Genomic DNA, 24189 nt, shown 5'->3' with positions numbered 1-24189 from the left:
GCGGCACCGAATCAAGCGAGGGGACATATGGCAATCGAAGGCTACAGCATGGCAACGCTCTGCGCGTTCGTCGGCAAGGAACTCGGCGTGTCCGAGTGGATGGAAGTGGACCAGGCGCGCATCAACGCGTTCGCGGAATGCACGGAGGACCGCCAGTGGATCCACGTTGACGTCGAGCGCGCCCGCAAGGAAAGCCCGTTCGGCGGCACCATCGCCCATGGCTACCTGACGCTGTCGCTGCTGGCGGGAAAGCTGACCGGCATGGGCGTGGTGCCGGGCGACGCGCGCGCCGCGGTGAACTACGGCCTGGAGAAGACCCGCTTCCTGGCGCCGGTCAGGGCAGGCGGGCGCGTGCGCAACCGCGTCAGGCTGTTGGCCGTCGATGACAAGGGCGACGGCCGCGTGCTGTTGCGCATGGAGAACACGATGGAAGTCGAGGGTGAAGCCAGGCCGGCAATGGTGGCGGAAGCCCTCGCGCTTGTCATGGCATGAAGCGGGACACGACACCGGAACAGGGCAGAAAACAAGGCAGAGGCAGGAGCAGCAACATGACAACCGCATCCAGGGCGCGCGCGCCGGCCAGCAAAGCCGGCAGGAACCGGCAGGCCGCGACGGTGATGGCCGCCACCGCGGCCGGGGCCATCGAAGCCATTGAAGCCGTCGAAGCCGTCGAAGCCGTCGAAGCCATCGACGCGAACCCGGCGCTGGCCGGTCCCAATCCATTCGTCGGCCTGAGGCCGGAGGACTTCGTCAGCGCCGCGCAGCAGATCGGCGCCCAGTGCGTACAGGAGCCGGTGCTCGTGCTCGAGCAGCAGGCGCAACTGGCGCACGATCTCGTCAGCGTCCTGGATGGTTCGGCGCCGTTGCCGTCGGCGCGGGACCGGCGCTTTGGCGATGCCGCCTGGCGCGACAACCCGTTGTACCGGATGTCGCTGCAGGGCTACCAGGCCTGGCGAGACGCACTGGGCGGCTTGGTGCGGCGCTCGGTGATGGACGCGCGCAGCAAGCACCGCGCGCAGTACTTCACCGAGCTGGTGATCGATGCGCTGGCCCCGACCAATACCCTGCTAGGCAACCCCGCCGCGCTGAGAAAGACGGTGGAGTCGTGCGGGATGAACCTGGTCAGCGGGCTGGCCAACCTGGTTGCCGATACCCTGGGCAACGGCGGCATGCCGGCCCAGGTGGACAAGGAAGCCTTCAGCGTCGGCCAGAACCTGGCGACGACGCCGGGCGCGGTGGTGTTCCGCAACGAACTGCTGGAACTGATCCAGTACGCGCCGTCCACGGCCCGCGTGCATGCGCGGCCGCAGCTGATCGTGCCGCCGCAGGTCAACAAGTTCTACGTGTTCGACCTGGCCCCCGGCAAGAGCATGGTGGAGTACCTGCTGGCGCGGGAGCTGCAGGTATTCATCGTCAGCTGGCGCAATCCCACCGCGGCGCAGCGCGACTGGAACCTGGATACCTATGTCAGCGCGCTGATCGAGGCGATCGGGGCGATCCGCGACATCACCGGCAGTGCCGACGTCAACCTGCATGGCGCCTGCTCCGGTGCGATGACCATGGCGGCGCTGATGGGTTATTGCGCCGCCAGCGGCGAAAAGCTGGTGCATGCCGCGACGCTGATGGTATCGGTGTTCGGACTCGATGCGCAGTCGCAGCTCGGGCTGTTCAGCACGCCCGAGGCCGTCACCGCAGCGCGGCAGGGCAGCCAGGCGCTCGGCGTGCTCGACGGCGCGGCGCTGGGACGCATTTTTGCCTGGCTGCGGCCGAACGACCTGGTGTGGAATTACTGGGTCAACAACTACCTGCTCGGCAATGCGCCGCCGGCCTTCGATGTCCTCTACTGGAACAACGACACCACGCGGCTGCCCGCCGGCCTGCACGGCCAGTTCCTCGACATGCTCACGCTGAACCAGCTCGCCACGCCGCGCACGCTGCACGTGCTGGGCCACGCCATCACGCTGTCGGACGTGACCTGCGACAAGTATGTGCTGGCCGGCATGACCGACCACATCACGCCATGGAAGGCGGTTTACCGGTCGATGCGCGCCTTTGGCGGGCGCACCGAGTTCGTGCTGAGTTCCAGCGGCCACGTGCAGAGCCTGGTCAATCCCCCCGGCAACCCGAAGGCGAAGTTCTTCCGCGGCGGCGCGCCGGCCGCCGATCCGCAGGCCTGGCTTGACGACGCGACCGCCGTGCAGGACTCGTGGTGGGAACACTGGAGCCAGTGGCTGCAGGCGCGCTCGGGACCAAAGCGCCGCGCGCCCGACGTTCCCGGCAGCGCGCAATTCGCACCCTGTGGCGATGCGCCCGGACGCTATGTGACCGAAGCGTGATGCGCAGCCCATGGACGCCGGCCCATGCCGCAGCGGCCAACCCAAGTTTCGATTTTTGCAACCCAACCGTGAGGAGATACCCAGATGGAATCGACCAACACCGCGGACGCCGCCGCCCGGCAGGCGTCCCAGGCCCCGCACCGCAAGCTGCTTGACTTCGTCCGGCACAATCGCCTGGACCCGGCCGCGATCCTCGAGTCGCGCCGCAAGGACATCGAGGCGCTGGCCAGCATCAACATCACGCTGCTGAGCGGCCTGCAATCGGTGGTGCGCCTGCAGGCCGAGTACCTGTGCGACACCGCCGCCGACCTGCAGGCGCTGGCGCGCGGCGGCCAGGCCGCCGAGGGCAAGGCTTCCGCCACGGTGGCGCAAGCGCTGCCGCGCTCGCTGCACAAGGCCGTGGCCGGCCTGCGCGGGCTGAGCGATACGCTCTACAAGACCCAGGCGGACAGCATCGCCACGGTCGGCCGGCGCATCGCGGAGAACGTCGAGGAGGTCAAGGGCATCCTGCGCCCCAAGGCATGAACGCAGGCGGGCAAGGCCGGCGCGCCGGCCATGCCCGCGCGCCAACGTCTCCAGGACGAACCGATGACAACCATCAATGCCGGCACGCCAGCCGGCCACAAGCTCCGGGTCCGGACCGTGGACCTGGACGGCCAGGTACTGCGGGCCGGCATCCGGCCGGGCCGGGACGCAGGCCCGCCGCTGCTGGTCTTCAACGGCATCGGCGCCAACTTCGAACTGCTCAGGCCCTTTGTCGACGCACTGCCCGACATCGAAGTGATTCTCTTCGACGTTCCCGGCGTGGGCGGCTCGCCCGCGCCGCTGATGCCTTACCGCTTCTCCAGTCTCTGCGTGCTGGCCGACCGGCTGCTGTCGCGCCTTGGCTACGATGGCCAGGTCGATGCGCTGGGCGTGTCGTGGGGCGGAGCGCTGGCGCAGGAGTTTGCCCGGCTTCAGGCCCACCGTTGCAGGCGCCTGGTCCTGGCGGCGACCTCGCCCGGCGTCATCATGGTGCCCGGCAGGCTGTCAGTGCTGACCAAGATGATCGGCCTGCGCCGCTATACCGATCCGCAGTACCTGCGCCGCGTTGGCGCCGACCTGTATGGCGGCGCCTTGCGCCATGACCCCGCATGGCTCGACCAGCACGGCCGGCACATGCAGCCGCCGCGCGGACGCGGCTACCTCTACCAGCTGCTGGCGGCCTGGGGCTGGAGCAGCCTGCCCTGGCTGGGCGCGCTGAAGCAGCCTACGCTGGTGATGCACGGGACCGACGACCCGATCGTGCCGCCGGTCAATGCCAGGATCCTGGCCGCGGCCATTCCCCACGCGGCGCTGCAGCTGGTCGACGACGGCCACCTCTTTCTTGTGACCGGCGCCGACAGCGCGGCCAGAACCATCGGCCGCTTCCTGCGCGCATAGTCAACCGCTTCAGCGCACGCCTTGACGCACGCAGCACGCCCCCCCGGATGGGGGGCGCATGGTGTGATTCGTGAGCTGGGCATCACCCTGTCGGGTGGGCGGTTTTACTTATCTCGCATTTGGAAAAATTTCATCTCTGCCGCGGGACCGGCTCCCATTAAAGTTGGTCAGAGCAAGAATATGTAGGCACCCGGGATACACCCGCGGGGCCGGTCCAGGGTGTGGCGGCACAACCCGGGCAGGCTGGAGGGGGTGTATCCACCATAGGCACTGGATATTGCAGGATTCCTGGCGGAGGACGGCATGGATGCAGGCAAGCAACTGGCTCACGCGCGTGAAGTGGGCGTCAAGACGGGCGTCGTGCTGCAAAAGCGGCTGAGGAACGCGCAGGAGGCCTACATACATCGTGTGCAGCAGGCCATGGGCGAGGACAACGCGGCCCCCGCGCCGGCAAAGTGGACCGCCGGCCTCGATCCGATGAACGGCTATGCCTACGCGGTCGACAGCATGCAGCGTGCCATCCTGTTCTGGGACACGCTCAGGGAGCGGGGCAACCACTTTGTGGAAAACGCTACGCACGGCCTCAAGCCGGTCCTGCACTTCGACTACGAAACCGTGATGGATGGGCGCCAGTTCGCGCGGCCAGTCAACTACGCACTGCTGAAAATCACGCCGCCCGAAGGCGTGACCATCGATGACAGCCGCCGTCCCTATGTCATCATCGATCCGCGTGCCGGGCATGGCCCGGGTATCGGCGGGTTCAAGGACGATTCGCAGGTGGGCGTGGCGATGCGTGCCGGCCACCCGGTCTACTTTGTTATCTTCTTCCGTGACCCGGAGCCGGGGCAGACGCTGCTCGACGTATGCGAGGCGGAGCAACAGTTCATCCGCAAGGTGCGCGCCCTGCATCCGGACAGCGCCAAGCCGGCCATCATCGGCAATTGCCAGGGGGGCTGGGCCGCGATGATGCTCGGTGCATCGGACCCGGACGACACCGGCCCGATCGTCATCAACGGTGCGCCGATGTCGTACTGGAGCGGTGCCTGGAGCGCGGGCGAGGGCGACAACCCGATGCGCTATTCCGGCGGCCTGCTGGGCGGCACCTGGCTGGCATCGCTTACGGCGGACCTCGGCAACGGCAAGTTCGACGGCGCCTGGCTGGTCCAGAACTTCGAGAACCTGAACCCGGCCAACAGCCTGTGGGACAAGTACTACAACCTGTACCGCAAGGCCGACACCGAGCCGCCGCGCTTCCTCGAGTTCGAGCGCTGGTGGGGCGGCTACTACCTGATGAACCGCGAGGAGATCGAATGGATCACGCGCAACCTGTTCGTCGGCAACAAGCTGTGGAGCGGCGACGTCAAGGCGGCAGGCGGCAAGGGCTTCGACCTGCGCGAGATCCGGGCGCCGATCGTTCTGTTTGCCTCGATGGGCGACAACATCACGCCGCCGCAGCAGGCCTTCAACTGGGTCGTTGACGTCTATGGCAGTACCGATGAAATCAAGGCGCGCGGCCAGGTGATCGTCGGGATGATGCACCGGAGCGTGGGCCATCTTGGCATCTTCGTCTCCGGCAAGGTCGCAAAGAAGGAGCATGCCCAGATCGTTTCGGTGCTCAAGAGCATCGAACTGCTGCCCCCGGGCCTCTACGGCATGGTCATCCATGAACACAAGCGCGGCGATGGCATCGAATACGAGGTCGAGTTCGAGGAACATTCGCTGGAGGAGCTCGCCGGCCGGCTCAACCGCTTCGAGCGGGCCGACGAGAAACCGTTCGAGGCCGTTGCCGCGCTGTCGGACTTCAACCAGCGCGCCTATGAACTGTTCGCGCAACCGTTGGTCCAGGCCATGTCGAACGAGGCGTCGGCACGGATGCTGCGCGAGTTCCATCCGCTGCGGGTGCAGAACTGGGCGTTCTCGGACCTGAATCCCTGGATGGCCTGGCTGAAGCCCGCGGCCGAGGCGGTCAGGGCGAACCGCCAGGCCATGGCGGATGACCATCCGCTGAGGCAGCAGGAACAGGCGGGGGCGGAAATGCTCAGTGCCGGCCTCGACGCTTACCGCGCCGTGCGCGACGCGATGACGGAGGCATCGTTCTTCAACCTGTACGCCAACCTGTTCTCGTTCCTGTCGCTGGACAAGCCTTCCGCGCCGGCAGCCATGGCACCGCAGGAACCGCCGGAAGTCAGGGCCGCGCTGGCCTCGGTCGGCGAGGGCGGCTACACCGAGGCGATTGCCCGGCTGGCCTGCCTGCTCAATCGCAAGGGCGAGCCGTTGCCGCTGTCCCGGCTGGAACTGCGCAAGGAGCTGGTGACGGACTACGCGGACTTCCTGCCCGAACTGCCCCCTGACGCCTGGCGCAAGACCCGGGGCCAGCAGGAGCTGATCACCCGGTACGCGCCCGAGCAGGCGCTGGAGACGCTGCCGGCCTTGCTCAGGCACCAGGCTGACCGCCAGCGGCTGCATGCGCTGGCCGAAAAACTGCGCACCGACGAGCGCCTGCTTGGCACCAGCCCCACGGCGGAGCAGGCTGCAATGCTGGGGCGGATCCGCGCGGTGCTGGCGCCGAAACCCGAGCGCGGCCGCGCCGCGGGCGCACCGCTCACCCGTGCGTCCTAGGGCGATGCGGTACGAGACCACGTGGGTACCCAGCGCCGCCCGCCGACCACGCTGAAACCAGAGCAGGAGCATGCCGTGAACGCCAGACATGAGAAGTACCAGCGGCTGATCGACTATTGCAAGACCATCCCGCCCACCCCGACCGCGGTGGCGCATCCATGCGATCACGCGTCGCTGGAAGGCGCAGCCGAGGCGGCCCGCATGGGCCTGATCGCGCCGATCCTGGTCGGGCCGCGCAGCCGCATCGAGGACGCCGCGCGTGCCAGCGGCATCGACCTCGGCGCGTACCCGATCGTCGATGCGCCGCACAGCCACGCGGCGGCTGCGGCCGCGGTGCAACTGGTGCGCGAAGGCAAGGCCGAGGCCATCATGAAGGGCAGCCTGCACACCGACGAGCTGATGGGGGCGGTGGTCGGGGCCGACAGCGGCCTGCGCACCGCCCGGCGCATCAGCCACTGCTTCGTGATGGACGTGCCCGGGCACGAGGACGCGTTGATCGTGACCGACGCCGCCGTCAATATCGCCCCGACCCTGTCCGAAAAGGCCGATATCCTCCAGAACGCGATCGACCTGGCCCACGCCCTGCAACTGAAGGAAGTCCGCGTGGCGATCCTGTCGGCCATGGAGACCATCAATCCCAAGGTGCCATCCACCATCGAAGCCGCCGCGCTGTGCAAGATGGTCGACCGCCACCAGATCACCGGCGCGGTGGTCGACGGCCCGCTCGCGCTGGACAATGCCATCAACCTGGATGCGGCACGCATCAAGAAGATCGATTCGCCGGTGGCCGGGCGCGCCAACGTCTTGCTGGTGCCCGACCTGGACGCCGGCAACATGCTCGCCAAGAGCCTGACGTTCCTTGCCGGCGCGGATGCCGCCGGCATCGTGCTGGGCGCGCGCGTGCCCATCATCCTGACCAGCCGTGCCGACACGGTGACGACGCGGCTGGCGTCGTGCGCGGTGGCTGCCCTGGTCGCCAAGGCGCGGCGAGAGTCCACCCAGGTGGCGGGGTGACGTCATGGCAGAGATCATCCTGGTCCTGAACGCAGGCTCGTCAAGCCTCAAGTACCGCGCCTACGATGTCCATGACAACGCACTGAGGCTGGTACTGCGCGGCAGCATCGAAGGGCTTTACACCGCTCCGGCGTTTCGCGCGGCCGATGCGGCCGGCGCCGAAGTCGAAGCCAGGCAGTGGGATGCCGGCACCCAGCTCGGGCACGAAGGCGCTATCGCCTACCTGGCGGATTTCCTGCGCGGCCATGGGGAAGGGCATACGCTCGCCGCGGTGGGGCACCGGGTGGTGCACGGCGGCGTGCGCTTCACGCAGCCGGCAAGGGTGACCGATGCGCTGCTGGCGGAGCTCGACACGCTTTGCCCGCTCGCGCCGTTGCACCAGCCGCACAATCTCAAAGCCATCCGCATTCTCGCGCAGCGGCGTCCGGCCTTGCCGCAAGTGGCGTGTTTCGACACCGCCTTCCACCGCGCGCAGCCCGAAGCGGCGCAGGCGTTCGCGCTGCCGGTGGAGATTACCGGACGCGGCGTCAGGCGCTATGGCTTCCATGGATTGTCCTACGAGTACATTGCCAGCGTCCTGCCGCGCATCGACGCCGCCGCGGCCGCGGGCCGCACCGTCGTCGCCCATCTCGGCAATGGCAGCAGCATGTGCGCACTGGTGGCGGGGCGCAGCGTGGCCAGCACCATGGGCTTCACCGCCGTGGACGGGCTGCCCATGGGAACGCGCTGCGGCAGCATGGATCCGGGCGTGATCCTGTACCTGATCGGCGAGCTCGGCATGGATGCCGGGGCCATCGAGGACCTGATCTACCGCAGGTCGGGGTTGCTCGGCATGTCCGGCGTGTCGAGCGATATGCGCGCACTGCTTGCCAGCGACGACGCGCGTGCCCGCTTTGCGGTCGAGGTGTACACGTACCGCATCGCGCGCGAGCTTGGCTCGCTCGCCGCGGCCGCGCAAGGACTGGACGCGCTGGTATTTACCGCGGGCATCGGCGAGCATGCGGCACCGGTTCGCGAGCGCGTGTGCCGGCAGGCGGCATGGCTGGGCGTAAGCATCGATGCCGCGGCCAATGCGCGTAACGGGCCGCGGATCAGCGAGGTATCGGGCAAGGTACCCGTCTGGGTCATCCCGACCGACGAGGAGTTGATGATCGCCAGGCATACCCGGGAGATCATCGCGACGCCCGCGCCATGACCGCCGAACCGGCAGAGCAGTGGACCGACGGGGCGCGATGGGCGCCGCGTCAGCAATGAACCTTCAGGGGACGCGACATGACACCCGAGAACAGACAGCCGATTCTCGCCAATACCAGGGCACTCGTCTGCGGGATTGCGAACACGCATTCCATTGCCTACGGTTGCGCCAGGGCCTTCCACGAACTGGGCGCGGAAGTTGCCATCACCTATGCCGGCGAAAAAGCCCGTCAATATGTCGAGCCGGTGGCAGAGGAACTTTCCGCCCCGATCTTCCTTCCGCTGGATGTGACCAGCGAGGCGGAAATGGATGCGCTGTTCACGCGGATCCGGGACCAGTGGGGAAAGCTCGATATCCTGTTGCATTCGGTGGCCTGGGCCCCGAAGGACGACCTGCAGGGCGGCCTGCTCAATTGTTCGGCGGAAGGCTTCGCCCGGGCCATGGACGTTTCCTGTCACTCTTTCATACGCATGGCCCGCCTGGCGGCGCCGCTGATGCGCGATGGCGGCACGATGTTCACCATGAGCTATCACGGCGCCAACAAGGTGGTGCCGAACTATAACGTCATGGGACCCGTGAAAGCGGCGCTCGAAGCGGTGTCGCGCTACCTGGCGTACGAACTTGGCCCGCAGGGTATCCGCGTGCATGCGATCTCGCCCGGGCCGCTCCAGACCCGCGCCGCATCGGGCCTGAAGGATTTCGACCTGATGCTCGCCGACGCGGTGCAGCGCGCGCCGCTCGGCGAACTGGTCGACATCATGGACGTGGGCTACACCTGCGCGTTCCTGGCCACGCCGTACGCCCGGCGGCTGTCGGGTGAAACCCTGTATGTCGATGGGGGCGTCAACATCATGGCCTGAGCGCCGGGTGTGACCGGGCGCCCGCGCCAGTTATTGCCCGCTGGCCTGCAACGCCAGCGTGACGACACGTAGCGTGGCGTCGTCGGGGCACGGTGTGTCGGCAAATCCCAGGCGCTTCGCCAGGCGTCGCATGGCGGTATTCGACGACAGCACATAGCCGTCCATGCGCCGATAGCCGCGGCGCCTGGCAACATCGATCAGTACCCGCAGCAACTGGCTGGCGAGGCCCAGCCCATGCCAGTCGTCACTGACCGTCACGGCGAACTCGCAAGCGTCGCTGCCCGGTGCGGCAGCATAGCGGGCGCCGCCGACGATGGCGGGCGCGTCGTTCTCCGTGGCGATCGCCACCAGGGCAAACTCGCGCTCCGGCGACGGATGCGTCGCCTGCTCGAGCATTGCCTCCGGCAGTTGCCGCATGGCCGCCATGAAGCGGGTATACCGCGCATCGGCGGACAGCTGGTTGAACGCGGCCAGCAGGCCGGCCTTGTCACGTTCGCCGATCTCCCGCACCAGGAGCTCGCGACCGTCGCGCACGGTGACGTTGAATGGTGCAAATACGGTTGCCGGATCGCGCTCTTGCATGGGCAGTGAAGATAGATGAGGTGAGCAGGGAATAACCTGGGCAGATCCAGTTCATAGTAGTTGATGCGCAATGCCGGTGCCGGCACACGCTTGCAACTCCCCATTTCATGCCTAGACTCCATATGAGCAACCCGCGCGCTTGCTTGCACGGCTTGCGATCCCGCCATGTCCGCTGTCCGCCCTTCCCGTTGGCTGGCAGGCCTTCTTCTGTACGGCCTGATGGGCGCGCTCAGCCTTTGCGGACCCGCTGCCGCAGCCCAGCAAGCTCCGCCATCGCCAAATCCGCCAGCGTCGTCCCCTGCCGCCACCGCCGCGACCGGCCAGGCCACTCCCGCCACGCCGCGCGGCCTGAACCTTGCCAACAAGCCCCGTACCGGCGACTTCGACGTGATGCTCAAGAGCCGCGTCATTCGCGTGCTGGTGCCGTACAGCCGCACGCTTTACTTCAGCGACAAGGGCCGCGAGCGCGGACTGACCGCCGAGCTGGTGCGTGACTTCGAGCGTTACCTGAACAAGAAATACGCCGACCAGCTCGGCAAGCGCCCGCTGACCATCGTCATCATCCCGACCACGCGCGACCGGCTGCTGCCCGACCTGATGGCGGGGCTTGGCGATATCGCCGCCGGCAACCTCACCGAGACCGAAAGCAGGCTCAGGCAGGTGGACTTCACCGCGCCGCGCGACCGCAAGCCGGTGCGCGAGCTGGTGGTCACGGGGCCAAAGGCGCCGCCGTTGCAGCGCCTCGACGATCTTGCCGGAAAGACCGTGCATGTCCGTCGCGCCAGCAGCTATTTCGAAAGCCTGACCGTGCTGAACGACGGCCTGCGCCGCGCCGGCAAGGCGCCGGTCAAGCTGGTCATGCTGCCCGACGCGCTCGAGGACGAAGACGCGCTCGAGATGCTCAACGCGGGCGTGCTGCAGATCCTGGTGGTCGATGACTGGAAGGCTGCGACGTGGGCGCAGATCCTGCCGAACGTCAAGGTGCGCGATGACCTGGCCGTGCGCGATGGTAGCTATACCGGCTGGGCCTACCGCAAGAACAGCCCGCAGCTGCGGCAGGCAATCGAGGACTTCTACCTCAATGTCGTCAAGAAGCAGGGCGGAGCGGAGTACCGGCTAAAGCAGACCATGCTGCGCATCAAGCAGATCAAGAACAATACCGACGATGCCGAGTACAAGCGCTTCCAGCAGACCATCGCCTTTTTCGAGAAGTACGGCAAGGACTATGGCTTCGACCCGCTGATGCTGGCCGCGCAGGGTTTCCAGGAATCACAGCTGAACCAGGAGGCGCGCAGCCATGTGGGCGCGGTCGGCATCATGCAGATCATGCCGGCCACCGGCAAGGAACTGAATGTCGGCAATATCCGGATGGCCGAGGCCAACGTCCACGCCGGCGCCAAGTACATGGACCGGCTGATGACGAAGTACTTTCCCGACGCGCATTTCTCGGAAGCGGACCGGCCGCTGTTCGCCTTCGCCAGCTATAACGCCGGGCCGGGCAATATCGCCAAGATGCGCAAGGAAGCGGCGGCGCGCGGACTGGATCCCGACAAGTGGTTCAACAACGTCGAGATCGTGGTGGCGGAGAAGATCGGCATCGAGACCACCACCTATGTGCGCAATATCTTCAAGTACTACGCGGCGTACCGGCTGATGCAGGACATGCAGGCGTCGCGCGAGCGCGCGATCAGGCAGGTGCAGAAATAGCGGCGGCAGCCAAACCATAGAGGGCCTCCTGGCAACTACCTGCGGGACCGTTGCTGGCAAGAGGGCTGCGCCTCAGACATGCCCGAGCAACTTCCACCAAAGCGGACCCACGACCAGCCAGATGACCATGTAGATCAGGCTCATGAAGAACCCGGCCTTCCACCAATCTCCTTGCGAAACATGGCCAGCGCCAAACATTACGGGACCGGAACCGATGCCGTATTGCGTCAGACAACCGTTGATGTTGCTCAGAATGCCAAGGGCCACGGCTGCGGTGAAGGGAGGGATGCCAGCGGCAACCATCAGTGCCATCGACAGTGGAAACAGAGCGCTGATATGTGCCGTGGCGCTGGCGAAAAAGTAGTGTATGTAGCAGTAGATTGCCGCCACCAGCATATAGACAGCCAGCCTTGGGAAGCCCTCGAGATAGGCGCCGAATTCCTTGCCGAACCACTTGACCATGCCGTATTCGTTGAGCTTGGACGCAAGCATGATAAGCAAGCCAATCCAGATCATGGTGTCCCACGCTGACTTCTCGTCGAGGGCGTCCTGCCAGGTCAGCACACCGGTGATGAAAAGCAGCGAGACACCGATGGCAGCGGCGAGCGTCGCACTGATCTTCAGGTACTCGCCAAAAATCCAGAGGACCAGCAAGCCGATGAAGATCGTGCCCATGATGATCTCCTTGGAGGAGATGCTCCCCATCGCAGCAAGCTCTCTCTGCGCCAGCGCCGTCGCATCGGGCGTTTTCCGGATCTCCGGCGGGGCAATCCACAGCATGGCCAGGGGAATGATCGCCAGGCATAGCAACCCGGGGACGGACGCAGCCACCGCCCACTCAAGCCAGCTGATCGAGACCCCCTGGTCTGCGGCCAGCTTGACGGAAAGCGGATTACCTGCCATCGCGGTGACGAACATCCCCGCCGTAATGATATTCGCGTGGAAGGCACAAAGGATCAGATAGCTTCCTACCTTGCCCCGGGATTCGGGATCGCCGGCATGGCTGCCAAGCACTTCTGCGATCGCACGGGTAATCGGCAGCATGACTCCGCCGGCGCGGGCGGTGATGCTTGGCATGGCGGGCGAAATCAGCAGTTCGGTCATGGCCAGTCCGTAACCCAAGCCCACTGTCCGCTTGCCCAATAGTCGCATGAAGAGCAACGCGATCCGACGCCCCAGACCGGTCTTGATTACGCCGCGGGAAATGAAGAAGGCGAGCAGCACGAGCCAGACCAAATCGGTACCCGTGGATCTGGTCACGTCTGCAAAAGACACGACCCCAACCAGCACGCCTGCGGTTGCGCCAATGATGGCGACTGCCGCCATCGGCAGCGGTGCTGTCATGATGCCGGCAATGGTGGCAACGAATACTGCAAACATGTGCCACGCTTTTAGCTCTAGCCCGGCCGGCGGCGGAAGGAACCACAAAATAATGCCGATGCCAAGCGGGACCAGGAATTTCCAGGTCTTGCCAAGTTGACTGGCGGGAAGCGTTGGCTTCGTCGCGGGAGTACTCGACGGCGGCGTTTTCTTGGCATGAGACAGAGCCATGATTTGCCTCCTGATGGCATTGTATTTTGACGAGTTTCCAGCCTGAAGCCATGCATCTACAGGGCTGCCCGGACGCTGTCGGTTGCCGCTTTGACGATGCTTGCGCTGCGTTGCAGGGACGTACGCTCAATGGCGTCAAGGTCCGGGTAGGCCAGCAGTTGGGCGCCGGTGCTATTGAGCACCAGCGGCAGCGACAGACATACCTCGGAAATTCCTTCGATTTCGGCATGCACAATACCGACCGTGATGATCAGGTCGGTGTTGTGCACGAGAGCCTCGCAGATGCGGCCGATCGCACTGGCGATGCCATAGTGGGTGGCACCTTTTCCTTCCTTGATCAGCTTGGCTGCTTCGTGGACGGAACGCAGGATCAGATCGCGGCTGGCAGGCCCGAGCTCCTTGCCGGTCTTGGTCAGGAATGCGTCGAGGGGCATCCCGGAAACCGTCGCCCCGGACCAGGCGATCAGTGCGGACTCGCCGTGTTCGCCCAGGACGTACGCATGAATCGCCGGTGCGACGACGCCCAGGCGCTCGGAGAGCAGCGAGCGCAGTCGCCCCGTATCGAGCGAGGTGCCAGTACTAATGACACGCGCCCGCGCGCAACCGAGGCGGTCAAATACGACAGCGGCAAGAACGTCGCAGGGGTTGGCGGCAATGACGTAAATTGCATTGGGTGCGAGCCCGGCCACCCGATCGACAATTTCGAGCGCGACTTCCGCATTCGTCTTGGCCAGGTCCAGGCGTGTCTGGCCCGGTTTCACACCGACGCCGGCCGTTATCGCGATGATATCTGCGTCGCGGGCGTCTTCGTATTCACCAGCGTGGAAGCGATTGTGCCCCCAGAACGCCGCGGCATGGGCCAGGTCGAGCACCTGTCCTTCCGCCCGGACTCGCGCGAGGTCGATGACGACGATCTCTGCGCTTGGAATGGCCAGAGCCGTAAATAGTGCCGCTGAGCCGCCCACCAGGCCCGCCCCAACAATGACAATCTTGGGCTGACGCATCGCATGCCTCCGTTGGGACATGTATTCAACGGCCCGACTTATCGGCATCCACGCCTTTCAGTGGTGAAGATGCCACGGCGCGCGAATGCCCCTAAATTGCATTGACATGGTATGGCCGGGATGGACGGATATGCCGCTCGATGTTAAGTCTTGCTGGTTGCGCCAGACGCAAGGGAGGCGTAGCTGTCGAATTCGCCGTATGAACACTAGGGCAACCATGCACCATTTTCAACCCCACCTCACAGCCGGTCCGCGCACTCACGGGAGCTCTGATTCGTCCCGCGTATCAGCCAGTCGGCGCGCGGCCATTGATTAGCCCGGCTTATAAAGCCTTTAAGCATCCATTTGCTACTCAGTCCGGCATGAATCCGCGAAGATGCAGCGGATGACAACGCGTCGATTTGCTCCCTGGACCCCTTTGCAGCGCCGGGCGCCGCGGCTGCTCGCCAGTGCGCTGCTTGCCCTGGCAGCTTGCTTGCCGACCCAGGCCATGGCCTGGTTGCCGCAGTCCAGTTCGAACCAGACCCTCATGAAGATTCGCCTGACCGTCAACGGCCAGAGCGCCACCGCCACGCTGTACGACAACGCTACCGCGCGCGATTTCGCCGCATTGCTGCCGCTATCGCTGACGATGGAGGACTACGCCACCATCGAACGCGTCGCCGGCCTGCCGCGCAAGCTGTCCACGCAGGGCGCGCCTGATGGCATGGCTCCCGTGGCCGGCGAGCTGACCCATTACGCACCGTGGGGCAACCTGGCGATTTTCATCCAGGGCCGGTCCTATGCGCGCAGCCTGCTGCCGCTTGGCAAGGTGAACGAAGGCTTGCCCATCCTGGCACAGCCGGGGCCATACCAGGTACGGATCGAGCGGGTTGAACCCTGACGCGTGCCGCGCGACGTAGAGGCCGTGTGGCCCGTGTCATTGGCCACCGCCCCGGTTTTAATCCATCAAGGAGGCTCATGCACGACCTCAAGACCCTGGCCCTGTGTGCCACCGCGCTGCCATGCGCAGTCGCCTGCGCAGCAGGTCCGCAGGCAAGTTCGCCGCCGGGCGCACCCGCCCAGCAGATCGCACGCGCCGGCAGCCAGCCGTCGATGGCCGGTCCCGCCGACTACTTTACCGGCCGGGCTCGGATCGATCCGGTCTGGCCGGCCGACCCGCATATCAACGCCTCCGGCGGGCTGGTGACGTTCGAGCCCGGCGCGCGCTCGGCCTGGCACACGCACCCGGCCGGGCAGCGACTGGTGGTGATATCGGGCGTGGGACTCACGCAGGAATGGGGCAAGCCGGTGCAGGAGATCCGTCCCGGCGATGTAGTCTGGTGTCCCCCCGGTGTCAAGCACTGGCACGGCGCTGCGCCCTCCACCGCGATGACCCACCTGGCCGTCACCGGCACCGTGGAAGGAAAGAACGTCACATGGATGGAGAAGGTCACCGATGCGCAATACAACGCCCGCTAGGCTGCGCCGGGGTTTGCGGGCCGGCGTGATCGCACTGGTTATCGGCTGCGGCCTTGTCGCCGCGAGCCGTGCTGCCCCGGCAGCGGAGGAGTCCCGCAACATGACCAGCACGCCAGCAGCCGCACCTAGCCCAGCTGAAACCCTGACCGCGCGCCAGCAGGCCATCGTGCCGATCGGCGCGCTGGGTGCAGCGGGCGACATCGCCAGGCTGAACGGTGCCTTGAACCAGGGGCTGGATGCCGGCCTGACGGTCAATGAGGTGAAGGAAGTCCTGGTCCAGCTATACGCGTACGCCGGCTTTCCGCGCAGCCTCAATGCGCTGGCCGAACTGATGAAGGTGGTGGAAGGGCGCAGGCAGCGCGGCATCCAGGACGCAGCCGGCACCTTGCCCAGCCGCCCCCCGCCGCAGGGCGACGCGCTGCTGGCCGCGGGAACGGCCAACCAGACCCGCTTGTCCGGCGCGCCGGTCAAGGGCGCGTTGTTTGACTTCGCCCCGGCCATCGATGACTACCTGAAGACCCACTTGTTCGGCGATATCTTCGAGCGCGACAACCTCGACTGGCAAAGCCGCGAACTGGCCACGCTCGGCATGCTGTCGGCGCTGCCCGGCGCCGAGTCGCAGCTGCAGGCGCATATGCGTATCAGCCTGAACGTCGGCCTCACGGCCGCTCAACTGCGGCAGCTTACCCGCGTACTTGCCGAACGCGTGGATGCCGACAGCGCCCGAAGGGCCGGCGGAGCCCTGGCGCGGCATCTGGCCACTGCCCCTGGCGCGAAGTAGAACGGTTGCCGCGGCTGCGTCGCGGCCGCTTCGGGGCACACCACAAAACTGTACTCCCTGCCCGCCCTCCGCTTTGTACACACCGGCCAGGCCGCCGGAAATCTACTCTGGTGTCACCGCAACGCTCCGGCCGTCCTGGCTCCGCAAGACAGGACGGGCCGGGCGGCGCCCCGTTACAGGACACCAAGCCAATGAGCACCCCCAAGCCTGAAACAGGCCACATCGCCCCCTATACCCATCCCGCCGCCGGCTGGGGCGCGCTGAAGTACGTTGCCATCAACCTGATCAAGGAGAAGGTGGCCGGCGGCAACTACAAGATGCTGTTCAAGCAGAACCAGGCCGACGGCTTCGACTGCCCCGGCTGTGCCTGGCCGGACCGGCAGCATGCCTCGACCTTCGAGTTCTGCGAAAACGGCGTCAAGGCGGTGGCGGCCGAGTCGACCAGCATGCGCGTGACCCCGGAGTTTTTCGCGCAGCACACGGTGACGTCGCTGATGGCGCAGACGGACTATGAGCTGGAGCAGCACGGGCGCCTGACGCAGCCGATGGCCTACGATGCGCAGACCGACAAGTACCGGCCGATCGCCTGGGACGAGGCCTTTGCGCTGATCGCGCGCCACCTGCGCGCGTTGCCGGATCCGAACCAGGCCGCGTTCTATACCTCGGGCCGCGCCAGCAACGAGGCCGCGTTCCTGTACCAGCTGTTCGTGCGCGCCTATGGCACCAACAACTTTCCCGACTGCTCCAATATGTGCCACGAGGCCACTAGCCGTGGCCTGCCGCAGACCATCGGCGTGGGCAAGGCCACCGTGGTGCTGGATGACTTCGAGCATGCCGACACTATCCTGCTGTTCGGCCACAACGCGGCCACCAACCATCCGCGCATGCTGGGCGAACTGCGCGAATGCGCCCGGCGCGGCGCCACCATCGTGTCGATCAATCCGCTGCGCGAGCGCGGCGTGGAGCGCTTCACCAGCCCGCAGCACCCGGTGGAGATGCTGACCGGGTCCAGCACCAAGATCGCGTCGATGTTCGTGCAGCCCCGGCTGGGCGGCGACTTTGCGCTGATCAAGGGCATGGCCAAGCGCCTGCTCGAGTTGGACGACGAGGCCATCCGTCACGGCCGCGAGCGCCTGATCGACGTGGACTTCGTGCGCGAGCACACCGTCGGTTTCAGCGACTTTGTCGATGACCTGCGTGCCGAAAGCTGGGCCGACATCGTTGCCGAGTCGGGCGTGCCGCAGCAGGATATCGACGCGCTCACGCAGGTCTATGCGCGCGGCAAGCGCGTGATCGCCTGCTGGGGCATGGGGCTGACGCAACACAAGCATTCGGTGCCGACGGTGCAGATCCTGTCCAACCTGATGATGATGCGCGGCAATATCGGCCGCCCGGGAGCCGGGCTGCTGCCGGTGCGCGGGCATTCCAACGTGCAGGGCGACCGCACGGTGGGGATCGAGGAGAAGCCCGAGCCGGAATTCCTCGATCGCCTGCAGGCCGCCTTCGGCTTCGAGCCGCCGCGCCAGCATGGCTATGACGTGGTGCACACCATCTCGGCGATGCTGGCGGGCAAGGTCAAGGTCTTTGTCGGGCTGGGCGGCAACTTCTCCACCGCCACGCCGGATACGCCGCGCACCTTCGCGGCGCTGCGCCAGTGCGACCTGACCGTGCACATTGCCACCAAGCTCAACCGCAGCCACCTGGTGCACGGCAAGGAAGCCCTGATCCTGCCGACGCTGGGCCGCACCGAGATCGACCAGCAGGACGGCGTGGCGCAGGGCGTGACGGTCGAGGACTCGGTCTGCATGGTCCATATCTCCTTCGGCATGAACGCGCCGGCATCGCCGCACCTGTTGTCGGAGATCGCCATCGTCGCGCGCATGGCGGCGGCCACGCTGGGCTCGGAGACGATCGACTGGCTCTGGTATGCGCAGGACTACGCCCGCATCCGCGATGCCATCGAGCAGGTGATCGACGGCTTCGACAGCTATAACGAGCGCGTGGCGGTGCCGGGCGGCTTCCACCTGACCCCGCCGGCGTGCCACCGGGTCTGGCATACGCCATCGGGCAAGGCGCAGTTCCTGGTCAACCGCATCGACAAGGACACCCCCATCAACCGTGCGCGCCAGCAGTATGGCGACCGGCTGATGGTGATGATGACCACGCGCTCGCACGACCAGTACAACACCACGATCTATGGCCTGGACGACCGCTACCGCGGGGTGTTCGGCCTGCGCCGGGTGGTCTTCATCAACGCCGCGGACCTGGCGCGGCTGGGCCTGGAGGCGGGGCAACACGTCGACATCACCAGCGTCTGGGACGACGGCGTACAACGCCGGGTCGAGGACTTCGTGCTGGTCGAATACGACATCCCGCAAGGGTGCGTCGGGGCGTACTACCCCGAGACCAATCCCCTGGTGCCGCTGGAGAGCACAGGCGATGGCTGCGGCACGCCCACGTCCAAGTCGGTGCCGGTGCTGCTGACACCCTCACGGCACCAGCAAACCGCGCCGAGCTGATCCCGCGCCCGCGCAAGACCACTCATCAAGCGACCGACGCCCCTGGTGAACGCACCCCTCTCCCGCAGCGCGGGAGAGGGGTGGAGCTACCGCAAGCGCTGCATCAGTTTTCTTCAAGACACCCCAATGGAATCCACCGAACTGGCCGGACACACCGGCTTTGAAACGCGTGACATCGTGCGGCACAAGCGCTGCGAGACCCAGCCGGCCACCGACAACGTCGCCGAGGAGCTGCCGGTGGCGCTGGTGTACAACGGCATCTCGCATGCGGTGATGATGTGCACGCCGCTGGACCTCGAGGCCTTCGCGGTCGGCTTCTCGCTGACCGAGGGCATCGTCGCACGCAACGCCGAGATCCACGATCTCGAGGTGCGCATGCATGCGCACGGCGCCGAAGTGCAGATGGAGATCAGCGAACACGCCTTCGCCACCATGCGCGCGCGCCGGCGCGCGCTGGCCGGACGCACCGGCTGCGGCGTGTGCGGTCTCGAAAGCATCGCGCTGCTGGACCTGGAGCCGGCGCGCATGCCCGAGCCGGCCGCCCGGATCGCGCCGTCGCGCGCCATGATCGAGCGCGCCGTCGCCGCGCTGCCGTCGCGCCAGCGGCTGATGCAGGCCACCGGTGGCGTCCATGCCGCGGCCTGGTGCGATGCCGGCGGCGAGATCCTCCATGTGTTCGAGGATGTCGGCCGCCACAATGGCCTGGACAAGCTGATCGGCCACCTGGCGATCCAGCGCGTGGACATGGCGGACGGTTTCGTGCTGCTGTCCAGCCGCGCCAGCTATGAACTGGTGCGCAAGGTCGCGCGCATGAACATCCAGATGCTGGCGACGATCTCGGCACCGACCGCGCTGGCCATCCGCATCGCCGAGCAGGCCGGTGTGCGCCTGCTCAGCTTCTGCCGGCAGGACGGTTACGTCGACTACACCAGTGCGTCTATGCAAGGCACGCGCGGAGACGCGGCATGCTGAACTTCGACGAGGCCCAGGCCGTCTTCGCAATGTGCGCGCAGCCGGTGCGCGAGACCGAGACCGTGTGGCTGGGCCTGCTGACCGGCCGCGTGCTGGCCCGCGACGTGGCCGCGGTGATCGATACGCCGGCGGCCGACCGCAGCGCCATGGATGGCTATGCGGTGCGCTGCGCGGACTGCCGCGCCGATGCCTGCCTGCCGCTGCAGCAGGTGGTCTATGCCGGCACCCGGCCGCAGCCGCTGCTGCCCGGCCATGCCATCCGCATCTACACCGGCGGCGTGATCCCGCCCGGCGCCGACGCCGTGGTCGCGCTGGAGGATGCCGACGAGACTTACCAGGGTATGGTGTGCGCGCGCCCGCCGCTGCCCGGCCAGCATATCCGCCGCCAGGGCGAGGATGCGCGCCGGGGGGACCAGCTGCTGTCGGCAGGCACCTTGCTGCATGCCGGCCATATTGCCGCGCTGGCATCCCAGGGCGTGGCCGAGGCCGAAGTCTGCCGGCTGGTCGAGGTGGCGATCCTGACTTCCGGCGACGAGGTCGCCGTGCACGACGAGCCGAGCGACGTGTACCAGGTGCATGACGTCAACGGCCCCATGCTGGAATCGCTGGTGCAGGCGATGGGTGCGGTGGTCAGCTGCCACCGCCATGTGCGCGACGACGAGCGCGCGCTGCACGACATGCTGCGCGAGCTGGCCGGCGCCGCCGACCTGGTGCTGGTCACCGGCGGGGCCTCGGTCGGGCAGCGCGACCTGGTGGCGGCGGCGCTGGCTTCCGCCGGTGGCGAACTGCTTTGCCGGGGCGTCAACATGAAGCCCGGCAAGCCGGTCACGGTGGGGCGCCTGCGCGGCAAGCCCGTGGTGTGCCTGCCGGGTAATCCCGCTGCCGCCTATGCCACCTTCGCGCTGCTGGTGACGCCCTTGCTGCGCCGCCTGCAAGGACGGTCGGAGCTATTTCCGCCAGTCGGCCGGGTCAGGGCGGCATTGGCCGGAACGCGACCGCACCGCGGCGATGCCTTCTGGCGCGTGGGCGAGATCGGCAATTTCGGGGGGCGCGACAGCTTCGTGCAGGTCAATGCACAGCAGGGCGCGGCGTCCGTATCCGCGCTCGGCCAGGCGTGCGGCTTCGTGCGGGTGGAACCCCAATGCGCCGGATCCCTGCAAAACGTGCCGCTGCCGTACTATGATCTCCAGCGTTGGCTCAGCTGATGCCGGCGGCGCGTGGCCGGCGCAGGCAGCGGGCCGGGGCCGCAGCGGACGGCAAGCAAGGGGAGCGCGGCGTGAAACTCTATGAAAAGCTGGCTGCGGATATCGAGGCCCTGGTGCAACAGGGCGTGCTGCTGCCCGGCGAGCGGATTCCCTCGGTGCGGCAGACCAGCCAGCACCACCGCATGAGCATTACCACCGTGATCCGCGCCTACGTGCTGCTGGAGAGCCGCGGCATCATCGAAAGCCGGCCGCAGTCCGGCTACTTCGTGCGCGCGCGGGCGGGCGAGCCGGTGGCCGCGCTGCGCCCGTCGCGGCCCAGCGCCAAGCCTTCGGCGGTGGATGTCAGCGCGCTGGTGCTGTCGACGCTGCGCTCGATCCGTTCGGACGAGGCCGTGCCGCTGGGTTCTCCCTATCCGGATCCTTCGCTGTTCCCGTGGCAGCGCATCAACCAGTACGCCAACAATATCGCGCGCCGCTATGCCAAGTGGACCATGCTGGACGACCTGCCGCCCGGCAGCCCCGAGCTGATCCGGCAGATCTCGCGCCGCTATCTCGAGAACGGCTACGCCATCGACCCGAACGAGGTCATCGTCACCATCGGCGCGACCGAGGCGATCAACCTGTGCCTGCAGGCGGTGGCCAGGCCCGGCGATACCATCGCGGTGGAGTCACCGACCTACTACGCCATGCTCCATGCCATCGAACGGCTGGGCATGCGCGCCATCGAGGTGGCGACCGATCCCGCCGATGGCATCGACATCGATGCGCTGGCGCGGCTGATCGATGAAAAGGGCGTGGCCGCCTGCATGGTGATGCCCAACTTCCAGAACCCGCTCGGCTTCCAGATGCCGGACCAGAACAAGCGCGCGCTGGTGACGATGCTGACCGCGAAGGACATACCGGTCATCGAGAACGACGTCTACGGCGAACTTTATTACGGCGAGGCCCATCCCAGTTCATTGAAGGCCTATGACGAGGCCGGCATCGTGTTGCATTGCTCCTCGTTCTCCAAGACCCTGACCAATGCCTACCGCATCGGCTGGGCGCTGCCGGGGCGCTACCGCGAGGCGGTGGAACGGCTCAAGTTCCTCAATACGCTGACCACGCCGGCGATTCCGCAACTGGCGATCGCCGAGTTCCTGAAGAACGACGGCTACGATTTCCACCTGCGGCGCGTGCGCAAGGCCTATGCGCAGCAGGCCAGCATCATGGCGGCCACGGTGCGCCGGTTCTTCCCGGATGGCACCACCACCTCGCAACCGGCGGGGGGCTACGTGCTGTGGGTGCAGCTGCCCGCGGGCATCGACGCGATGGAGATGTACCACGCCGCGCTGGAGCACCGCATCACCGTGGCGCCGGGGCATATGTTTGCGCCGGGCGCCACCTATCGGCACTGCATCCGGCTGAATTACAGCGGGGAATGGTCGCCCGGCATCGAATCCGCCGTGCAGACGCTGGGCAAGATCGCGCAGCACCTGCTGGCGCGCAGCCGCGAGCAAAGTGAGGATGAACGCTAGCATGCAGGACGCCGACATCGATCCCGCCATCGTTGCGGTGCTCCAGGTGCTGTGCCAGGCCGGCCGCGACGGCGGCGGCCCCTGGTCGCTTGCCCGGATCGCCAAGCGTTCCGGCCTGCCGATGAGCGTGCTGCGGCGCGTGCTGACGCAGCTGCAGGCGGCCGGACTGGCCGACATGTCGATCGACGAAGCGGGTCGCGGCCATGCGAGCCTGACCCCGGCCGGCGCTGAGCTCGCCGCACAGGTTTTCCCCGAAGCCTGACATCGTGCCGGCTCCGGGGCCGCGGCTCAGCCGCCCACCAGCGACATGCGTACCGTGGGATATTGCCGTTTGCCGCTGGCAAACCTTTCCGCGCGTATTCCGGCGCGCAGCTCCGAATAACGGTCGCCGCGCGCCTGCCATGCCTGCCGGATCGCCTGCGCCAGGTCTTGCTCCGGGCACGCGGCGCCCAGATGCTGGCGCAGGTCGACCGACCGGGTGGCAAACAGGCACAGGTGCAGCCGGCCATCGACCGACACGCGGGCGCGGGTGCAATCGCCGCAGAACGGCTGCGACACGCTGGAGATAAAGCCCAGCTTCAGGCTGCCATCGGCCAGCAAGAAATTGCTGGCGGTCTCGCCAGCGCGCCTGGCGAGCGGCAGCAGCGCATGCGCGCGCTCGATCGCAGCGCGCAATTCCTCCGACGGCACTACGCGCGCTTGCGACCAGCCGCTGGGACCTTCCACGTCCATATACTCGATAAAGCGCAGCGTGACGCCGCTGCCGCGAAAGTGTTCGACCAGCGGCAGCACCTGGCCGTCATTGGTGCCGCGCTCGACCACGCAGTTGACCTTGACCGGGGCCAGGCCGGCGGCGCGGGCTGCGTCGATGCCCTCCAGCACGCGGCCAACCGGAACTTCCACATCGTTCATGGCGCGGAAGATGCCGTCGTCCAGGCTGTCGAGGCTGACCGTGACCCGGTCCAGCCCCGCGTCGCGCAGTGCGCGGGCCTTGCGCGCCAGCAGGCTGCCGTTGGTGGTCATCGCCACTGCCACCGGCTTCCCCTCGCGCGTGCGCATCGCGGCAATCCGTTCGACCAGTGACTCGATGCCCTTGCGCAGCAGCGGCTCGCCGCCGGTCAGGCGCACCTTCTCGACGCCCAGGCCGACAAAGGCGCGCACGATGCGCAGCAGTTCGTCGTCGGATAGGCGCTGCGCGGGCGTGAGGAACGGATAGTCGCGCCCGAAGCGCGACTTGGGCATGCAGTAGGTGCAGCGGAAATTGCACTGGTCGATCACCGACAGGCGCAGGTCGCGCAGCGGGCGACCAAGCTGGTCGAGCACGGCGGGCGTGACGGGGCCCGGCGCGGCGGCGGGATGGCCGGACGTGGCCGGCAAGGCTTGCACAGGCGCTGCTTGCATGGGGAGTCTCCATAAGCGTATGCGGTCCATCGTAGGTGCCGGC

At 66.8% G+C, this 24189-nt stretch carries 21 protein-coding genes; 17 read left to right on the top strand and 4 right to left on the bottom strand.

The features are described from left to right. The first annotated feature begins 27 nt into the window (after positions 1–27). From U9J39_RS23840 to fabI, 8 genes are all read left to right on the top strand, one after another. A complete protein-coding gene (locus U9J39_RS23840) occupies positions 28–492 on the top strand; it encodes a MaoC family dehydratase (protein ID WP_115701686.1) in 465 nt (154 codons plus the stop codon). Positions 493–617: 125 nt separating this feature from the next. Next, entirely contained in the window at positions 618–2336 is a 1719-nt protein-coding gene (locus U9J39_RS23835; protein ID WP_326348285.1) for an alpha/beta fold hydrolase, read from the top strand. An 84-nt stretch (positions 2337–2420) separates the two neighbouring features. Further along, a complete protein-coding gene (locus U9J39_RS23830; RefSeq protein WP_116380529.1) occupies positions 2421–2861 on the top strand; it encodes a phasin family protein in 441 nt (146 codons plus the stop codon). Between the two features lie 63 nt (positions 2862–2924). Continuing rightward, positions 2925–3758, top strand: a complete 834-nt coding sequence (phaZ, locus tag U9J39_RS23825; protein ID WP_116314761.1) for a poly(3-hydroxyalkanoate) depolymerase — start codon at positions 2925–2927, stop codon at positions 3756–3758. 303 nt (positions 3759–4061) lie between these two features. Continuing rightward, the gene (locus U9J39_RS23820; RefSeq protein ID WP_116314120.1) at positions 4062–6377 is read left to right on the top strand and encodes a DUF3141 domain-containing protein; all 2316 of its coding nucleotides are present in this window, start codon (positions 4062–4064) and stop codon (positions 6375–6377) included. Positions 6378–6452: 75 nt separating this feature from the next. Further along, a complete protein-coding gene (locus U9J39_RS23815) occupies positions 6453–7391 on the top strand; it encodes a phosphate acetyltransferase (RefSeq protein ID WP_115713697.1) in 939 nt (312 codons plus the stop codon). 4 nt (positions 7392–7395) lie between these two features. Next, positions 7396–8586 (top strand): acetate/propionate family kinase, encoded by a 1191-nt coding sequence (locus tag U9J39_RS23810; RefSeq protein WP_326348254.1) that lies wholly within the window; start codon positions 7396–7398, stop codon positions 8584–8586. Between the two features lie 77 nt (positions 8587–8663). Then, positions 8664–9446 carry an enoyl-ACP reductase FabI gene (fabI, locus tag U9J39_RS23805; RefSeq protein ID WP_326348253.1) on the top strand — a complete coding sequence of 261 codons (783 nt, stop codon included), beginning with the start codon at positions 8664–8666 and terminating at the stop codon, positions 9444–9446. Positions 9447–9476: 30 nt separating this feature from the next. Here the strand turns inward: fabI and U9J39_RS23800 are convergent, their stop codons facing one another. Further along, positions 9477–10028, bottom strand: a complete 552-nt coding sequence (locus U9J39_RS23800) for a GNAT family N-acetyltransferase (protein WP_326348252.1) — start codon at positions 10026–10028, stop codon at positions 9477–9479. A 165-nt stretch (positions 10029–10193) separates the two neighbouring features. On the opposite strand from U9J39_RS23800, the gene U9J39_RS23795 reads away from it, so the two are divergent. Further along, complete coding sequence (locus tag U9J39_RS23795; RefSeq protein ID WP_326348251.1) at positions 10194–11735, top strand: transglycosylase SLT domain-containing protein; 1542 nt, start codon at positions 10194–10196, stop codon at positions 11733–11735. 72 nt (positions 11736–11807) lie between these two features. Here the strand turns inward: U9J39_RS23795 and U9J39_RS23790 are convergent, their stop codons facing one another. Further along, the gene (locus tag U9J39_RS23790) at positions 11808–13286 is read right to left on the bottom strand and encodes a DASS family sodium-coupled anion symporter (RefSeq protein WP_326348250.1); all 1479 of its coding nucleotides are present in this window, start codon (positions 13284–13286) and stop codon (positions 11808–11810) included. 56 nt (positions 13287–13342) lie between these two features. After that, positions 13343–14290, bottom strand: a complete 948-nt coding sequence (locus tag U9J39_RS23785) for a lactate/malate family dehydrogenase (RefSeq protein WP_326348249.1) — start codon at positions 14288–14290, stop codon at positions 13343–13345. Between the two features lie 529 nt (positions 14291–14819). Here U9J39_RS23785 and U9J39_RS23780 point away from each other — a divergent pair. From U9J39_RS23780 to U9J39_RS23745, 8 genes are all read left to right on the top strand, one after another. After that, entirely contained in the window at positions 14820–15173 is a 354-nt protein-coding gene (locus U9J39_RS23780; RefSeq protein ID WP_326348248.1) for a cyclophilin-like fold protein, read from the top strand. A 77-nt stretch (positions 15174–15250) separates the two neighbouring features. After that, positions 15251–15751, top strand: a complete 501-nt coding sequence (locus U9J39_RS23775; RefSeq protein ID WP_115713689.1) for a (R)-mandelonitrile lyase — start codon at positions 15251–15253, stop codon at positions 15749–15751. Positions 15752–15851: 100 nt separating this feature from the next. Then, positions 15852–16532 carry a carboxymuconolactone decarboxylase family protein gene (locus tag U9J39_RS23770; protein ID WP_326348247.1) on the top strand — a complete coding sequence of 227 codons (681 nt, stop codon included), beginning with the start codon at positions 15852–15854 and terminating at the stop codon, positions 16530–16532. Between the two features lie 191 nt (positions 16533–16723). Further along, positions 16724–19051: an FdhF/YdeP family oxidoreductase gene (locus U9J39_RS23765; protein WP_326348246.1), complete on the top strand. Its 2328-nt coding sequence runs from the start codon at positions 16724–16726 to the stop codon at positions 19049–19051. 126 nt (positions 19052–19177) lie between these two features. Next, complete coding sequence (gene fdhD, locus U9J39_RS23760) at positions 19178–20023, top strand: formate dehydrogenase accessory sulfurtransferase FdhD (RefSeq protein ID WP_116314130.1); 846 nt, start codon at positions 19178–19180, stop codon at positions 20021–20023. After that, complete coding sequence (locus tag U9J39_RS23755; protein ID WP_115713685.1) at positions 20017–21228, top strand: molybdopterin molybdotransferase MoeA; 1212 nt, start codon at positions 20017–20019, stop codon at positions 21226–21228. The genes fdhD and U9J39_RS23755 overlap by 7 nt, the downstream gene beginning before the upstream one ends. 71 nt (positions 21229–21299) lie before the next feature. Then, positions 21300–22745: an aminotransferase-like domain-containing protein gene (locus U9J39_RS23750; protein ID WP_115714280.1), complete on the top strand. Its 1446-nt coding sequence runs from the start codon at positions 21300–21302 to the stop codon at positions 22743–22745. Between the two features lies 1 nt (position 22746). Beyond that, a complete protein-coding gene (locus tag U9J39_RS23745) occupies positions 22747–23007 on the top strand; it encodes a helix-turn-helix domain-containing protein (protein WP_115683408.1) in 261 nt (86 codons plus the stop codon). Between the two features lie 26 nt (positions 23008–23033). Here the strand turns inward: U9J39_RS23745 and moaA are convergent, their stop codons facing one another. Continuing rightward, a complete protein-coding gene (moaA, locus tag U9J39_RS23740) occupies positions 23034–24146 on the bottom strand; it encodes a GTP 3',8-cyclase MoaA (RefSeq protein WP_116314131.1) in 1113 nt (370 codons plus the stop codon). Positions 24147–24189: the final 43 nt, after the last annotated feature.

This window comes from Cupriavidus sp. SS-3 (assembly GCF_035818815.1).
GTDB classification, from domain to species: domain Bacteria; phylum Pseudomonadota; class Gammaproteobacteria; order Burkholderiales; family Burkholderiaceae; genus Cupriavidus; species Cupriavidus taiwanensis_C.
The sequence above is the reverse complement of the archived record's forward strand: the minus strand, read 5'-3'. Positions and strand labels throughout refer to the sequence as shown.

What these genes read in the sequence shown, in the direction of transcription:
- U9J39_RS23800 (WP_326348252.1), bottom strand. Translation starts at nt 10,028, where the DNA reads ATGCAAGAGCGCGATCCGGCAACCGTATTTGCACCATTCAACGTCACC.
- moaA (WP_116314131.1), bottom strand. Translation starts at nt 24,146, where the DNA reads ATGCAAGCAGCGCCTGTGCAAGCCTTGCCGGCCACGTCCGGCCATCCC.
- fabI (WP_326348253.1), top strand. Translation starts at nt 8,664, where the DNA reads ATGACACCCGAGAACAGACAGCCGATTCTCGCCAATACCAGGGCACTC.
- U9J39_RS23765 (WP_326348246.1), top strand. Translation starts at nt 16,724, where the DNA reads ATGAGCACCCCCAAGCCTGAAACAGGCCACATCGCCCCCTATACCCAT.
- U9J39_RS23785 (WP_326348249.1), bottom strand. Translation starts at nt 14,290, where the DNA reads ATGCGTCAGCCCAAGATTGTCATTGTTGGGGCGGGCCTGGTGGGCGGC.
- fdhD (WP_116314130.1), top strand. Translation starts at nt 19,178, where the DNA reads ATGGAATCCACCGAACTGGCCGGACACACCGGCTTTGAAACGCGTGAC.
- U9J39_RS23840 (WP_115701686.1), top strand. Translation starts at nt 28, where the DNA reads ATGGCAATCGAAGGCTACAGCATGGCAACGCTCTGCGCGTTCGTCGGC.
- U9J39_RS23820 (WP_116314120.1), top strand. Translation starts at nt 4,062, where the DNA reads ATGGATGCAGGCAAGCAACTGGCTCACGCGCGTGAAGTGGGCGTCAAG.
- U9J39_RS23810 (WP_326348254.1), top strand. Translation starts at nt 7,396, where the DNA reads ATGGCAGAGATCATCCTGGTCCTGAACGCAGGCTCGTCAAGCCTCAAG.
- U9J39_RS23745 (WP_115683408.1), top strand. Translation starts at nt 22,747, where the DNA reads ATGCAGGACGCCGACATCGATCCCGCCATCGTTGCGGTGCTCCAGGTG.
- U9J39_RS23835 (WP_326348285.1), top strand. Translation starts at nt 618, where the DNA reads ATGGCCGCCACCGCGGCCGGGGCCATCGAAGCCATTGAAGCCGTCGAA.
- U9J39_RS23830 (WP_116380529.1), top strand. Translation starts at nt 2,421, where the DNA reads ATGGAATCGACCAACACCGCGGACGCCGCCGCCCGGCAGGCGTCCCAG.
- U9J39_RS23775 (WP_115713689.1), top strand. Translation starts at nt 15,251, where the DNA reads ATGCACGACCTCAAGACCCTGGCCCTGTGTGCCACCGCGCTGCCATGC.
- U9J39_RS23770 (WP_326348247.1), top strand. Translation starts at nt 15,852, where the DNA reads ATGACCAGCACGCCAGCAGCCGCACCTAGCCCAGCTGAAACCCTGACC.
- U9J39_RS23795 (WP_326348251.1), top strand. Translation starts at nt 10,194, where the DNA reads ATGTCCGCTGTCCGCCCTTCCCGTTGGCTGGCAGGCCTTCTTCTGTAC.
- U9J39_RS23755 (WP_115713685.1), top strand. Translation starts at nt 20,017, where the DNA reads ATGCTGAACTTCGACGAGGCCCAGGCCGTCTTCGCAATGTGCGCGCAG.
- U9J39_RS23790 (WP_326348250.1), bottom strand. Translation starts at nt 13,286, where the DNA reads ATGGCTCTGTCTCATGCCAAGAAAACGCCGCCGTCGAGTACTCCCGCG.
- U9J39_RS23780 (WP_326348248.1), top strand. Translation starts at nt 14,820, where the DNA reads ATGAAGATTCGCCTGACCGTCAACGGCCAGAGCGCCACCGCCACGCTG.
- phaZ (WP_116314761.1), top strand. Translation starts at nt 2,925, where the DNA reads ATGACAACCATCAATGCCGGCACGCCAGCCGGCCACAAGCTCCGGGTC.